The organism is Prevotella melaninogenica (genome assembly GCF_013267595.1).
Lineage (GTDB): Bacteria > Bacteroidota > Bacteroidia > Bacteroidales > Bacteroidaceae > Prevotella > Prevotella melaninogenica_D.
Window position 1 is genome coordinate 577,543 of sequence record NZ_CP054011.1, and the last position, 14,537, is coordinate 592,079.

The window sequence follows — 14,537 nt, forward strand, 5'->3', positions numbered from 1 at the left end:
TATGAATTATAGAATAAAGAACGCCTTAGTTTCTTTTTATATTTATATGCCTTATGAGCGTTTAATCATCTCACGCATAATCTCAGTCATACGTGGCTGTGCAGCGTTTGCAGCCTCCTGAACCTCTTCATGGCTAACCTTTACAGGAACGTCAAAGCCGCCAAGGTCTGTGATTACACTGATGCCGAACACCTTAATACCACTATGGCGAGCAACGATAACCTCTGGTACGGTACTCATGCCAACAGCATCACCTCCCATCTTGTGGTACATACGGTATTCTGCAGGTGTTTCAAAGGTTGGTCCTTGTACGCCCATGTAAACTCCATGCTGAACTTCGATGTTCTTCTCCTTAGCAATAGAGTCTGCTAAATCAACCAATTTATGGTCGTATGCCTCGTGCATATCAGGAAAACGAGGGCCTGTAGGGAAGTTACGACCACGTAGCGGATGTTCTGGGAACATATTAATATGATCTGTAATAATCATGAGGTCACCAATCTTGAACGATGGATTCATACCACCAGAAGCATTTGAAACAAATAATGTTTCAATGCCTAACTCGTGCATTACACGAATTGGGAAGGTAACATCCTTCATGTTATATCCTTCATAGAAGTGGAAGCGACCTTTCATAGCCATGATATCTTTACCACCAAGTCTTCCAAAGATAAGGCTACCAGCATGACCTTCTACTGTTGAAACTGGAAAATTTGGTATATCTTGATAAGAAAATGAGTAGCTATCGGTTATCTCTGAAGCTAATTGTCCGAGGCCTGTGCCCAGAATGATGGCTGTCTTTGGACTTGTGGTCATCCTCTCTTTTAGCCAAGATGCTGTTTCTTGAATTTTTTCGTACATAGGATATTATTTTTTGATTGAATATCTCTTCCTTGTCAAGCATAAAGCTTACCTTGATAGGAAGCGCATAAATATTTTCTTTTACTTCGTCTGACAATTTATCAATATCAACAAGACGTGCCTTATCTTTCTCTGTTGTGACAATCAATTTAGGCTCAGGCATTTTAGCAAAGGTCTCGTTAATACGATGAATATCCTTTGTTGTGAATGCATGATGATCTGGGAACGAGAGTGTTGTCAGTGCATTGTTTCCTGTGAAAGAGTTCAAATCCAATTCTAACTGCTTTGGTGACATGATACCAGCAAGCAACAAGATGTTTTTTCCTCTTATCTCAGTGAGTGGTATATTTCTTCCCTTACTGAAGATAGGTTCCAAATCACAATAGTCTAACGTCGTAAAATAAAGCTGTTGGAAAGGGTAGAGCTCCATAGCTTTACTCAATACACGATAGTCTATTGGGTTTAGACTCTTAGGACACTTTGTGATAATCACAATATCTGCACGATTTTTTCCTGAGAGTGGTTCACGTAATCTACCAGCAGGAAGTAGTTTGTCATAGATGATAAGCCGATGATAATCAACTAACAGAATATTGATACCAGGATGTACATATCGGTGCTGAAAAGCATCATCTAAAAGGATTACATCTGTATCTTTTGTTTCCTCATCAGATGTTAATCGGTCTATTCCCTCACATCGCTTCTTATCAACTGCAACACGAATATCAGGGAACTTTGTCTTCATTTGATAGGGCTCATCACCAATCTCCCGCATAGGAGTATTCTCGTTTGCTAATACGTATCCACGACTCTTACGTTTATAGCCACGTGAGAGGACAGCCACCTTCATTTTATCCTTCAGTAATCGGATAAGATATTCTACGTGGGGAGTTTTGCCAGAACCACCCACGGTAATATTACCAACAGATATGACTGGAATGTCAAACTGTCGGGATTTGAGAATGTTCAGTTCAAATAACTCATTGCGCAGTCTTACTCCAAGCCCATAGAGCCAGCTGAAAGGCAATAGCCATTTGTTTATTTTGATGTGGTCTCCTTCCATATATGATTAATGGATATTAGGATAAAATGGCAAACGTGCCTGAATTGCACTCTGTTGATCGATGGTCTTTAAGAGTTTGAATGGCTCATAATAGTCTCCTAAGTTAACACGTAACTGTTGGCTGAGGTAATTATTAGGATTGGTTTGCTCCACCATTTGCTCCAAGAAGTTAGGCTCCTTTGGATAAGCACATGTTCTATAATTTGGTAGTTTAGCAAGTTGTGCAGCTTTTGCTACAGCAACATCCAATCCACCAAGCTGATCAACAAGTCCTATCTTTTGTGCATCTTGACCTGTAAACACATGTCCCTGTGCTACCTTCTCAACCTGTTCTTCAGTCATCTTACGTCCTTCTGCCACACGGTGACGGAAGAGTTTATAGCCACGATTTATATATTGGCTAAGATATGACATTTCCTCTTCTGTGAAAGGACGAGCGCGTGTGCCAAAGTCTGCATATTTGTTGGTTTTCACCTCATCAAACTTTAAACCCAATTTTTCTCTTAGCAGACCGCTAACATCGGCGAACATACCAAAGATACCTATAGACCCTGTGATTGTAGTAGGCTCAGCAACAATCCAGTTGGCTGGAGCTGACATATAATAGCCACCAGAAGCAGCCATTCCACCCATACTAACCACGACAGGTTTCAGCTTCTTCAGTTCCATAATCTGATGCCAGATTTGCTCTGATGCATAAGCATCACCACCGCCAGAGTTGACACGTACGACAACAGCCTTAACATCTTTATCTTTTGCCAGCTTCTCCAAATCCTTGCAAACAACTTGTGCGTCAATCTGATGATCCTGTGAAAAAAGACCTCCTACAACACCATCAACAATGTCACCATAAGCATAGTAGACTGCAACTTCATTATCCTTATCACCTTGGTTTTTGTCCTCAGTGTTCACCATGTCAGCAATTGTAACCTGATTGATGTCTTTGTCAGTCTCAATACCTAACTGTTTTTTCACGATTTCCTTTATCTGGTCTGTATAAACTAAGCCATCAACGAGCTTTAATTTTACATATTCTTGTGGGTCAGCAAAGGTTATCATACTATCAGCGTATGCGTTCAGTTGTGCTACTGACAAACTTCTGCTTGCGCCAACTTCCTTTGTAATATTGCCCCAAATACTGTTTAAATAGGCTGATGTTTGTTCACGATTAGCATCACTCATCTTGTCGCCAGTGAACATCTCGGTTGCGCTCTTGTAAGCACCAACCTTTACTACCTGCATCTTTACACCGAACTTCGCTAAGAGGTCCTTAATGAAAACTGGTTTAGAAGCCAATCCGTGCCAGTCAATCTGTCCTTGTGGATTAAGATAAACCTTATCAGCAACAGATGACAAGTAGTATGTACCCTGTGTATAGGTGTCAGCGTAAGCAATAATCCACTTTCTACTCTTCTTAAAATCGAGTAGTGCTTTACGCAATGCCTGCATAGAAGCATATGAATCAGACGCAAACGCACCAGCTTCTATGTATATACCCTTTATTTTATCGTTGTCTTTAGCTTTTCTAATCCCTTCAAGCATATCGTCAAGACCCAAACTATTTATTTGAGAACCTTGTAGCTGACTAAGAAAATTGTTTTCACTTCTCTCTGACATCTGTCCTGAAAGATTCAATACAAGTACTGAGTTGTCTTCAGGTTCTTTGGTTGTATCCTGCGATGCAATCATACCAGCAATAGTAAACAGTGCAAAGAGTCCTGTAACGATGCTAAACAACATCATTCCAAAGAAAGAAGCAAAAACAAATTTGAAAAATTGTTTCATAAAGAGGTATATAATTACAGTTTATCTTGCAAAGATATATATAATAGATGTAAAAACCAAATTATTCACGAATTCTTAATAACTTTGCAGTCAATATGAAGCATATTATTTTAGCTATTGATAGTTTTAAAGGTTGCTTATCTTCTGTTGAAGCAGAAGATGCAGTAGAGCAAGGACTTCGTGAACGGTGGCAGGAAGTTAAGGTTGTAAAGGTTCCTGTCACGGATGGAGGAGATGGAATGTTAGAAGTCTTTTTACAGTTATTCGACTGTAAGGAGATTACTATTAATTGCCACGATGCACTCATGCGTCCCATCCAAGCAAGCTATGCCATATGTGCAGATAATACGGTCGTCATAGAGACGGCTTTGTCGTGTGGTATAAATCTTCTTAAGCAACAGGAGTTGAACCCTTTACGAGCTACCACTTATGGATTAGGTGAACTCTTTGCAGATGCACTTCAAAGAGGGTTTAGAAAGTTTATTATCGGACTTGGAGGGTCGGCTACAAGCGATTGCGGACTTGGTATGTTAGCTGCTTTGAAAGACATTCTTGGGAAGAACTGGCGTGATAAATTTCTACGAGATTTAGATATAACCTTAGCTTCAGATGTAAATAATCCTCTCTTTGGTGAACGTGGTGCTGCTGTCATTTTTGGTCCACAGAAGGGAGCGACACCAGAAATGATAGCTTGTTTGGATCGTCGAGCACGTACTTTTGCACGTATGGCTACTGCTCAGTTAGGTTTTGATTGTTCTTTGAATAACGGTGCTGGAGCTGCAGGTGGATTGGGGTATGCTTTTATGCAGTTTATGAATGCCAAGATGATGTCTGGTGCAGATGTTCTTTTAGAAGCTGTCAATTTTAATTCACTTATAGAAGATGCAGATTTGATTATAACAGGGGAGGGTAGTGCAGATAGTCAGACATTAATGGGAAAGATACCGATAAGGGTTTTAGAATATGGCCTTCGCAAGAATGTTCCTGTTATGCTTATAGCTGGGAAGGTAAAGGATGCGGCAGCTTTACTTAAAGCAGGTTTCTCACAAGTTCAATGTATTACACCAACGGATATGATGCTTACAGAAGCAATGAAACCTACCGTTGCAAAAGAGAATATTCGAAAAGCTATTATACAGTTAAATTAAGGTTTCCGATATGCGGAGTAATAAAGCAGACTAAAGTTAGTGATATAAGCATTGTTGTTTTAATTTTATTTTGCTGTCACTTTTAACACTTCATATAAAGGTACTGCAAATCAATGATTTATAGGCTCTTTTTGGATGACATCAGTGACAGGAAAATATATTTTTAATAAATTGTTTTGTTCTGCAAACTTTATTCATCGTATCGATTAATTCATCGGCAATCCGCTCAATGCGGAGGGCTGGCTTGATAACGAAGATTCATGTAAGCGTTTGATTATCAGTAAGTGTACCTTGTAATCATACTGAAATGTGGGTAAAATTCCTTACTCAATGATTGGACACAAGTGTTATTATAAGAAGAGAGACATTACGGATTTACTGAACACTAAAATACCTGTTTATTCCCGAAATCAATGCCTCTTAAAATGAAGAAGATTCCGATAATCTCAAAGAGATAATCGAAGTCAACTACCGTGAAGTAAAACAATAAATACTATTGCTGTAGATTTTTAGATTAAACGAATCAAAAAAGAGTCAATGTTTAGTAATCTTACTAAAGCCCAATCGGTCATTAGACCACAATATGTATAATTCTTATTACTATGGTATTGTTTCCTAACATCTTTTATTTTCTTATCGGCATCTTGTGTATCTTTGTAACTTGACGTAGCCCGTTACGCCTGCGTTACAAAGCCAAACAATCTGCTCAATAATAAAATATGTTTAGTCTCTAATGATCGATGTGGGTTAAAGGATGATAAGTAATAATTGCTATAAAATGTATCTCTGATAAACTTGAAAAAAATATTGTATATTCTTATTTGTTTTTTGATGTTTTTGCAATACTATGCTTAAATTGTTTCCAATCCTTCTTATTAGTCCAAGCCCACCTTTTCTTTTTAATTGGGAACAAAGATGGAGAAGGAAGTGTTTTAGCTGGAATAAATTCAAATATCCTGTTCCGAACACAAGTATCGTTTTCATTTTTATTTCCAGATATATAAGTTTCATCTAAAAGTAGTAGATGGCTGCAATCAATGATTTTATACCTCAGTAATACCAGTTCTGTGCGTAGTAAATAAAATATATACGTCGTTACACAGATAGTATCTTCTTTTAGTTTATAATACCCACTCCTCATAAGATATATGTTATTCAAAGGAGTACACTCCTTATCCAATTCCATATTAGCTCTCTTATAATGCTCATTGGCAGAAAAATCCTTTTCTACAGCATTAAAAAGAATATTTCCGTATGTTCCGTCCTCATAAAGGATAAAAGGATTATACCCTGCAAGCGTCGACGTGCCACTCTTGTTAATGATGGAATAACTTCCTACAGCAGCAGAATTGGTGCTATCATTAACTAAAGAATAGTAGCCTTTTATGTTCACTTTTGTAGCTATCCCTGTATTGGTGTTTGCTCGAAAACCATTGTATACAAGAGTTTTCTCGTACCGATTAGGGAAGAAACTCAAGCAACTCGTTAAAGTTACAGATGCTATAATGGCAGTAAAAACATATTTTCTCATAACGATATGAGCAAAAGTATATAACATTCTTGAGAAATCCAAAGAAATCGGAATTTATTTTGAAGATTATTTGTTTTATTGTACATCTTGCATTTTATAATTATTTGAGAAGCTTTATTTTCATAGTTACAACACTCTATTAAAATCGATTTATCCTACAGAAAGGTTTTGGTTACCAGAATGTTGTCGGTATTAACACCTCGATGAAAAACTGCTTTGAAGTGATTCCCTAACGAAGATGTAAGAAACTCAATGTTTATAGTTCGGATTCTTCTCGTCCACTTCGTTTTCTACGAGAAAATTGTTATCGTTGCGGCATTGATAGAAGATTCTTTGGGGCATTGAAGAATAAGGAGAGGGAAAGAAACCCGTTTGTTTTTATTCATCGACTCTTTGATATATACCTTCTCAAACTTCTATTAAACCGTATTTTACTGTTTGTGAAATGATTTGGTGCAGAGGGACAGCACATATTGTGCGGAGGGTTAGCACATCTTGTGCGGGCGGTGAACACCAATGGTGCGGACGGTTACGATGTACAGATTTACTAAGCATAAGAAAACTTGTTTATTACGAATAGGTCTAAAAGAGAGTAGGGGTTTGCGTCGTAAAAATCTATAGTAGTATTACTCGAAAAGTCTGATGAGCTTTTTACTATTGAGAACAAAGTTCTATAATTATTAAGCTAAAGATTTGATTTTTAGCAGCGTAATTTTCCTATACGGATAATAAATTGTACCTTTGCAAAAGTTTTAAAGTTTAAAGATTGTTTTGTATGGACGAAAAACAGATGGATTGTTCCAAGAAAACCCTTCGTAGAAAACTCGATTTGCTCCTTCGTACAGGGCAAATTCTTATGGAAAGTTCTGCTGATACGAGTCGTGTGAAGCGAAATATGGAGCGTACAGCAGCTTATTTGGGACTTCCCAAAGAGAATCTGCACATGAACATTGATTATTATATGTTGCAGGTGAATGTTAGTGACGAATATCATAGTTTTTCTAAGATGCAGCGTTGTGATAAGCATGTAATTAATATGCTTGCTATTCAGGAAGTTTCAAAACTCTCATGGCGTGCTATTCAAAAGGACTATTCGTTAGACAAGTATGAAGAGGAACTTGAAAAGATTGCTAATGGTAAACACTATTACAAGGATTGGATAATTGCTATTGGTGCAGGACTTGCTTGTGGTGGATTCTGTATTCAGTTCGGTTGTGATTGGACAGCTTTCTTCTATGCTTCTATTGCTGCTATATTGGGTAATCGTCTTCGTATGTTCTTGAATCATTCTGGTTCTAATCTTTATGCTAACTTTGCTGTTGCGGCTTTTGTTAGTACAATTCTTGCATGGTTGTCGTCTTTTCTCTCTACACCTACCGTTCAAGCAGCGCTACCAGAGTTCCTTCGTCCAATTCTGTTTACAGAAACTCCTTGGCATCCACTCTTAGCTTGTGCCCTTTATATTGTTCCAGGAGTCCCTTTAATAAACGCTGTTAATGACTTGTTAGACAATCATATAAACACGGGATTAGTCCGTGCAATGAACACGCTTCTTATTGTCATAGCAATGTCATTTGGTATTATGTTGGCAATTAAATGTGGTAGCTTTGATGGTTTTGCAAAAGACCTCCCTACTATTCCTCATCACTCTTTCTATGTCTATGCTGTTGCTGCTGCAATTTCTGCTATGGGCTTTGCAACTATTTATAATATTCCATATCGTTTAATGCCTTGGATTGCGGTTGGAGGTATAATCTGTGTTTGTACGCGTAACTTCGTTTTCCTTGACCCTTCAACAGGAAATGCTGGTCTTGGACTTGGAATAGTTGTTGGTTCACTTTGTGGCTCGGCATTGATATCTATCATTAATATTAAGGCTGTCCATATTCTCCATACACCACATCAGTGTATCACTATTCCTGCTGTTATCCCTATCGTTCCAGGTGTGTTAATGTATCGTGCACTTTATGGTTTTATGGGGATGCAGGGTGTTGTTGGAGAAGTAACGCATGCTATGTCTTTTGCAATCAATGGTTCGTTAGTCTTAGTTTGTATTGCTCTTGGTGTTGCTATTCCTAACATTTTTGCGAAGAAATGGATTGCGCCACATCGCAAGGCAAAGCTACAACGTATGATTGATGAGCGTCGCCAGCGTGGTAAGTTCGTTGATTTGCATCAGTATAATATATAATAGAGAAATCATTATAAAACGATATTATGAGGATGAAACTGTTGTAAGTTTCATCCTCATTTTGTTTAACCCAAATCGGTCATTAGACCACAATGTTTCAGGAATTCTTGTTTTGTGTTGTTTCCTAACATCTTTTATTTTCTTATCGGCATCTTGTCCGTCTTTTTAACTTGACGTAGCCCGCTACGCCTGCGTTCCAAAGCCAAACAATCTGTTCGATAATAAAACAAAATATGTTTAGGCTCTAATGATCGAATTGGGTTAAATTATATAAGTTGATTAGGCTTCAAAGGCGTCTGAATTTACTTATCTGGAGCGAAAGATAATTATAAAGACATAAAAATAATTGCTTCCTTTTAGAACCATGTCATTTTGTAATTCTCATATTATCATGTAGTTATACTAAACTTTCAGCCTGATGGCATAATATTATCGACTGATTTATAACTAAAAAAAAGATAGAAAAGTTTGGTTAATTCGCAAAAAAGTAATACCTTTGCACTCGCAAAAACGAAATGAGCACCCTTAGCTCAGTTGGTAGAGCAACTGACTCTTAATCAGTGGGTCTAGGGTTCGAGTCCCTAAGGGTGTACAAGAATTGATTTCTAACCCAAGTCTTTTCGTTTAGCATGCACCCTTAGCTCAGTTGGTAGAGCAACTGACTCTTAATCAGTGGGTCTAGGGTTCGAATCCCTAAGGGTGTACAAGAAGGATTTCCTAATAAAGGAAATCCTTTTTATTTATCTAATTTCTTTTTATATCTGCGGTATAATTCAATTATTTTGTGTAAGTTTGCAGATTATGAAACAAACTTATCTCAGAAATTATATTATATTCCTATTTATACTGGTCAGCGCTACTTTATTAGCTTCTAATAAGAGTGGTGGCTTGATAAGTTACCCAGGAGGAAAGTGTTATATGTTCCGTGTTACTTTAAAAGATAAGAATGGGACACCTTATTCCTTGGATAAACCAGAGAAATTTCTCTCAAAAGCTTCTCTTCTTCGACGTGAACGTCAGGGATTAAAGCTTGATTCGACAGACCTACCGGTATCACCTGATTATATTCAACAGATAAAGAAGAGAGGTGGTAAGGTTGTTGCTGTGAGTAAATGGAATAACTCTGTTCTTGTGCGTGGCAATAATCGCCAAACGTTAGAAGACTTAAAAGTATTGTCTTTTGTGAAAGATAGTAAGCTGGTATTTGTCTCTCCAGACTCTATCCGTCCACTTTCTCAACGTGTTCGTTATAATTCTGAACTTCAATCTCTTGATTCTACGGTTCACGACTACTATGGTATGGGTAAGGGGCAAATTGAGAGTTTGAATGGTAGAAAGCTGCACAACCTTGGTTTTATGGGACAAGGCATGACTATCGCAGTGTTGGATGCAGGATTTATGAATGTGGATAAGATTGCTGCCTTTAGGAATCTCAATATAAAAGGTACACATAACTTTGTTGCAGGGTACGATAATGATGTCTATAAAGAGATGGATCATGGTACTAAAACTTTGTCAACAATAGCGATGAATCAGCCTACGGTGTTTGTGGGTACTGCTCCTAAAGCCGATTTCTGGTTGCTTCGTACGGAAGACTATTCGACAGAAAGCCTTGCAGAAGAAGATTTTTGGATAGCTGCAGTTGAGTTTTCTGATTCTGTAGGTGTTGATATCATTAGTTCATCTTTGGGTTATCACGGCTTTGATGACATATCTATGAACTATCGTTACTCAGATTTAAATGGGCGAACTGCAGCAATTTCTCAAGCAGCATCACGTTTGGCAAGTAAGGGAATGATACTTGTAAATAGTGCAGGTAATGATGGTATGGGAACTTGGAAGAAGATTAATGTTCCTGCTGATGCACATGATATTCTTACCGTGGGAGCAGTTTCTCTTGATGAAGTTAATGCCCCTTTTTCATCAATAGGGCCTACAGCTGATGGGCGTATTAAGCCAGATGTAATGGCTTACGGATGTCCAACAAATGTCGTATCGGGTAGGGGATATATCATACCAGACAATGGAACGTCGTTCGCTTGTCCACTTATTGCAGGTATGGTAGCCTGTTTGTGGCAGGCATGCCCTAATAAATCTGCAAAAGAGATAATAGATATTGTTCGTCAATCGGGAAATAATTGTCAATCTCCTGACAATATAATGGGATATGGTATACCTGACTTTTGGTCAGCCTATCAGTCAGCAACTCGTTATAATCAGTAGTGGTTAGTGAAACATATATTTCTAAAAGATGACCAAAGCACTTTCGTTATTTGAATTAAACAGTCTTGTTGCAGATGTGATAGATGCAACTCTGTCACGTTCTTATTGGGTGGAAGCAGAATTGTCTGAAGCCCGTGAGAATCGTGGACACTGTTATATGGAGCTGATTGAGAAGAATGAAGGGAGCAATGTACCTATAGCACGTGCTTCAGCAAAGTGTTGGAGCAACATTTGGACACTTATTAAGCCTGCTTTTGTTCGTATTACAGGTCAGGAAATACGAGCAGGAATGAAGGTAATGTTACAAGTTCATGCTCAATTTCATCCTCAGTATGGCTTCTCTTGGATAGTTGATGATATCAATCCTGAGTATACGATGGGTGATATGATGCGTAAGCGGCAAGAGATTATCCGTCAATTAAAGGCTGAAGGAGTCTTTGATTTGCAAAAAGAACTTTGTCTTCCGATGTTTGCTCAGCGTATAGCTGTAATCTCTTCTGAGACCGCTGCTGGTTATGGTGACTTCTGTAATCAGTTGGAAACTAATGAGTATGGACTCTATTTCCACGTAGAATTGTTTCCTGCTATTATGCAGGGCGACTCTGTTGAACAGAGTATAATAAACGCTTTGAATCAAATCAATAGTCGTGAAGAAGATTTCGACTGTGTTGTTATTATTCGTGGTGGTGGCGCAACAGCCGACCTTAGCGGTTTTGATACCTTGAATCTTGCTGAGAATGTGGCAAACTTTCCATTACCAATTATAACAGGTATTGGGCACGAACGTGATGAAAGCATCTTGGATATGGTATCGTTTCAACGTGTGAAAACACCAACTGCCGTCGCTGCTTATCTCATAGATTATCTTGCTTCAACGTTGATGAGAGTAGAAAACGCACAAGTTGCGATAGTTGATGGTGTCAAGAAAGCTTTAGAGGTTGAGAAAATGCGTATTCAACATATTGGTTCACATATTCCAGTATTGTTTTCTGTGGTTCGTACTAAGCAGGAGGCTTGGCTTGAGGGCTTATCTCAACGTCTGGTGATGAGAATGAATGAAACTATCAAACAGGCTGATTTTCATGTAAGCACGTTACAAAATCGTCTGTTACCCACACTGCAAAATAAGTTGTCCAGTGAGCATCATCGACTCGATATACTTGAACAGCGGGCAAGGTTGCTTGACCCTTCTTTACTTTTAAAGCGTGGGTACAGTATTACTTTGTGTAATGGTAAAACAATTCGTAACGCTAAAGATTTAAAGATAGGTGATACGATAACAACACGTTTTGAGGCTGGCGAGGTAGAGAGTAAGGTAGAGCATTTATCTTAAAAGAGCATATTATTCCATATATTATTAATGTAAAAAGGCAATGAAAGAAATAAAATACGAAGAAGCAGTTCATAAATTGGAAGCTATTGTAGATAAAATGGAACGTGGAGAACTTGATATAGACTCTATGGCTGCCCAATTAAAAGAAGCTCAAGAGTTAGTAAAGCTCTGTAAACAAAAACTTAAGCGTACCGACAACGAGATTCAGAAGCTTTTAGGAAAGCAATAATTCTCTATTTTCTTATTTAGAAAACGAAATGTAAGTTTAATTAACTTGTTATTTGGTTGCATGGTAAGAATATTTTGTTTACTTTTGTAGATAATTGTCATGAATAATAACTTAACACGAAAATAATATGAAGGATATAGAATGGTCAAGTTTATCATTTGGCTATATGCCAACTGATTATAATGTTCGCTGTTACTATCGCAATGGAAAGTGGGGTGAGGTAGAAGTCAGTTCAGATGAGTATCTTAAACTTCACATGGCAGCAACTTGTCTTCACTATGGTCAAGAGGCTTTTGAGGGATTGAAGGCATATCGTTGTCCAGATGGTAAAGTGCGTGTTTTTCGTGTAGAGGAAAATGCAAAACGTTTGCAGAATACAAGTCGTGGTATTGTGATGCCAGAAGTACCAACAGAGTTGTTTGCAGAAATGGTTAAGAAGGTTGTTCGTCTTAATCAAGAATATATTCCACCTTACGAGAGTGGTGCCTCACTCTATATTCGTCCGTTGTTAATTGGTACATCTGCTCAGGTGGGTGTTCGTCCAGCAGAGGAATATTGCTTCTTAATCTTTGTTACCCCTGTTGGTCCTTACTTTAAGGGTGGCTTCTGTGCTAATCCTTATGTTATTGTTCGTGATGTTGACCGTGCTGCCCCATTGGGAACTGGTATGTATAAGGTAGGTGGTAACTATGCTGCATCACTTAGAGCAAATCGTCGTGCACATGAGCAAGGTTATGCATCAGAGTTCTATTTGGATGCAAAGGAGAAGAAGTATGTTGACGAGTGTGGTGCAGCCAACTTCTTTGGTATCAAGGATGATACTTACGTTACTCCTAAGTCAAGTTCTATCTTGCCATCTATAACGAACAAGAGTCTGATGCAGATTGCTGAAGACCTTGGAATGAAGGTAGAGCGTCGTCCTATTTCAGAAGATGAATTGGATAGCTTTGAGGAAGCTGGTGCTTGTGGTACAGCAGCTGTTATCTCTCCGATATCACATCTTGATGATACGGAGACGGGTAAGGTTTATAGTTTTGGTGACAAACCAGGACCATGGTCTACCAAGCTTTATGAAACCCTCCGTGGTATTCAGTATGGCACGATAGAAGACAAGCATGGTTGGACAACTGTAGTAATTGAATAATCTTTTGTAGAACGAGAATGCGTTTATAAAGATAAGTATAGAAAACAAAGATTTGTATCAAAGTTCAGGTTTACTTTTAGTAACCGCTTTGATGCAAATCTTTTTTGACATATAAAAGTACGATGAAATACGTTTGTATTCCCGTTTGGGTGTAGACCTCATCCCAATAATATAAAAATACACTTTTTCATAACAATATATAGCAACTTAATTAGTGCTCAGCACCATTGGTGTTTATCATCAGTACGACATGTGCGGGGCAATAACACATCATCTAAAAAGGAGTATAAATATAGCTGGGATGATAAAATAGATGTGTGATATGAGTTTAATAAGCATGTGAAAAAATCATATTTTTGGGCTGATAATTTGGAAAAATAACAATAATGTTGTAATTTTGCAGTCGGAATTATTATTAGTGACTAACGAAGTAAGTAATTAATTACTAATTAAAAAGAACAAGAAATGAATATATCAAAGAAGATGCAGGATGCGTTCAATGCGCAGATTGCAGCAGAAATGTGGTCATCAAATCTCTATTTACAGATGTCATGCTGGTTCCGTAAGGAAGGCTGGAAGGGCTTCTCAGGCTGGATGTACAAGCAGGCTGAAGAGGAGAGACAGCACGCAATGGATATGGCTCAGTTTGTTCTTCATCGTGGTGGTGAGGTTATCCTTACCAGTATCGACGCTGTTAAGACAAGTTGGACAGACGCTAAGGAGGCTTTTGTTGATACATTTGCTCATGAGCAGAAGGTTACAGAACTTATCAACAAGTTGGCAGATGTTGCTGATGAGGAGAAGGACCGCGCATCACAGAACTTCATTGCAAAGTATATTGATGAGCAAGTAGAGGAAGAGAAGAATGTTAAGGATATTCTCGATTCATTCGCTCACTTGGAAAGCCATGCTATTGCACATATTGATAGCAAGCTTGAGCAGGCTCGTTAAGACTTAAAAAGGATATAAAAAGTGTCAAAGCTACTTGCTTTGACACTTTTTTTTATGCTTTTATGAGGCCCAAATCAG

11 protein-coding genes, 2 tRNA genes and 1 pseudogene are annotated in these 14,537 nt (G+C 38.2%); 10 read left to right on the forward strand and 4 right to left on the reverse strand.

Features of this window, described 5'->3' with window-relative positions; genetic code table 11:
* Positions 1-51: 51 nt before the first annotated feature.
* From FIU21_RS07620 to sppA, 3 genes are read right to left on the reverse strand one after another with little or no spacing between them, the layout of a single operon-like run.
* A complete protein-coding gene (locus tag FIU21_RS07620; RefSeq protein ID WP_081439540.1) occupies positions 52-861 on the reverse strand; it encodes a purine-nucleoside phosphorylase in 810 nt (269 codons plus the stop codon).
* Positions 743-1,924 carry a tetraacyldisaccharide 4'-kinase gene (gene lpxK, locus FIU21_RS07625; protein ID WP_036886732.1) on the reverse strand — a complete coding sequence of 394 codons (1,182 nt, stop codon included), beginning with the start codon at positions 1,922-1,924 and terminating at the stop codon, positions 743-745. The genes FIU21_RS07620 and lpxK overlap by 119 nt, the downstream gene beginning before the upstream one ends.
* Before the next feature lie 6 nt (positions 1,925-1,930).
* A complete protein-coding gene (gene sppA / locus FIU21_RS07630; RefSeq protein WP_004361082.1) occupies positions 1,931-3,709 on the reverse strand; it encodes a signal peptide peptidase SppA in 1,779 nt (592 codons plus the stop codon).
* A 95-nt stretch (positions 3,710-3,804) separates the two neighbouring features.
* Between sppA and FIU21_RS07635 the strand changes: the two genes are divergently transcribed.
* A complete protein-coding gene (locus tag FIU21_RS07635; RefSeq protein WP_004361083.1) occupies positions 3,805-4,857 on the forward strand; it encodes a glycerate kinase family protein in 1,053 nt (350 codons plus the stop codon).
* Between the two features lie 135 nt (positions 4,858-4,992).
* Positions 4,993-5,286, forward strand: a pseudogene (locus FIU21_RS13330) (helix-turn-helix domain-containing protein).
* A 388-nt stretch (positions 5,287-5,674) separates the two neighbouring features.
* Here the strand turns inward: FIU21_RS13330 and FIU21_RS07640 are convergent.
* The gene (locus FIU21_RS07640; protein WP_155812522.1) at positions 5,675-6,388 is read right to left on the reverse strand and encodes a hypothetical protein; all 714 of its coding nucleotides are present in this window, start codon (positions 6,386-6,388) and stop codon (positions 5,675-5,677) included.
* Between the two features lie 775 nt (positions 6,389-7,163).
* Between FIU21_RS07640 and FIU21_RS07645 the strand changes: the two genes are divergently transcribed.
* The 8 genes from FIU21_RS07645 (at position 7,164) to FIU21_RS07680 (ending at position 14,459) form a co-directional block, all read left to right on the forward strand.
* Entirely contained in the window at positions 7,164-8,579 is a 1,416-nt protein-coding gene (locus FIU21_RS07645; protein WP_013263860.1) for a threonine/serine exporter family protein, read from the forward strand.
* Between the two features lie 519 nt (positions 8,580-9,098).
* Positions 9,099-9,171: transfer RNA gene (locus FIU21_RS07650), tRNA-Lys, on the forward strand.
* A gap of 39 nt (positions 9,172-9,210) precedes the next feature.
* Positions 9,211-9,283: transfer RNA gene (locus tag FIU21_RS07655), tRNA-Lys, on the forward strand.
* A gap of 97 nt (positions 9,284-9,380) precedes the next feature.
* Positions 9,381-10,802 (forward strand): S8 family peptidase, encoded by a 1,422-nt coding sequence (locus FIU21_RS07660; protein WP_036886734.1) that lies wholly within the window; start codon positions 9,381-9,383, stop codon positions 10,800-10,802.
* Positions 10,803-10,830: 28 nt separating this feature from the next.
* The gene (xseA, locus tag FIU21_RS07665) at positions 10,831-12,135 is read left to right on the forward strand and encodes an exodeoxyribonuclease VII large subunit (protein ID WP_004361087.1); all 1,305 of its coding nucleotides are present in this window, start codon (positions 10,831-10,833) and stop codon (positions 12,133-12,135) included.
* Between the two features lie 40 nt (positions 12,136-12,175).
* Positions 12,176-12,364: an exodeoxyribonuclease VII small subunit gene (xseB, locus tag FIU21_RS07670; protein ID WP_004361088.1), complete on the forward strand. Its 189-nt coding sequence runs from the start codon at positions 12,176-12,178 to the stop codon at positions 12,362-12,364.
* 127 nt (positions 12,365-12,491) lie between these two features.
* Positions 12,492-13,508, forward strand: coding sequence for a branched-chain amino acid aminotransferase (locus tag FIU21_RS07675; protein ID WP_004361089.1), 1,017 nt, complete (start codon positions 12,492-12,494; stop codon positions 13,506-13,508).
* 465 nt (positions 13,509-13,973) lie between these two features.
* On the forward strand, positions 13,974-14,459 hold the full coding sequence (locus FIU21_RS07680; protein WP_004361090.1) for a ferritin: 486 nt from the start codon (positions 13,974-13,976) through the stop codon (positions 14,457-14,459).
* Positions 14,460-14,537 lie beyond the last annotated feature (78 nt).

What these genes read in the sequence shown, in the direction of transcription:
- FIU21_RS07620 (WP_081439540.1), bottom strand. Translation starts at nt 861, where the DNA reads ATGTACGAAAAAATTCAAGAAACAGCATCTTGGCTAAAAGAGAGGATG.
- lpxK (WP_036886732.1), bottom strand. Translation starts at nt 1,924, where the DNA reads ATGGAAGGAGACCACATCAAAATAAACAAATGGCTATTGCCTTTCAGC.
- sppA (WP_004361082.1), bottom strand. Translation starts at nt 3,709, where the DNA reads ATGAAACAATTTTTCAAATTTGTTTTTGCTTCTTTCTTTGGAATGATG.
- FIU21_RS07635 (WP_004361083.1), top strand. Translation starts at nt 3,805, where the DNA reads ATGAAGCATATTATTTTAGCTATTGATAGTTTTAAAGGTTGCTTATCT.
- FIU21_RS07640 (WP_155812522.1), bottom strand. Translation starts at nt 6,388, where the DNA reads ATGAGAAAATATGTTTTTACTGCCATTATAGCATCTGTAACTTTAACG.
- FIU21_RS07645 (WP_013263860.1), top strand. Translation starts at nt 7,164, where the DNA reads ATGGACGAAAAACAGATGGATTGTTCCAAGAAAACCCTTCGTAGAAAA.
- FIU21_RS07660 (WP_036886734.1), top strand. Translation starts at nt 9,381, where the DNA reads ATGAAACAAACTTATCTCAGAAATTATATTATATTCCTATTTATACTG.
- xseA (WP_004361087.1), top strand. Translation starts at nt 10,831, where the DNA reads ATGACCAAAGCACTTTCGTTATTTGAATTAAACAGTCTTGTTGCAGAT.
- xseB (WP_004361088.1), top strand. Translation starts at nt 12,176, where the DNA reads ATGAAAGAAATAAAATACGAAGAAGCAGTTCATAAATTGGAAGCTATT.
- FIU21_RS07675 (WP_004361089.1), top strand. Translation starts at nt 12,492, where the DNA reads ATGAAGGATATAGAATGGTCAAGTTTATCATTTGGCTATATGCCAACT.
- FIU21_RS07680 (WP_004361090.1), top strand. Translation starts at nt 13,974, where the DNA reads ATGAATATATCAAAGAAGATGCAGGATGCGTTCAATGCGCAGATTGCA.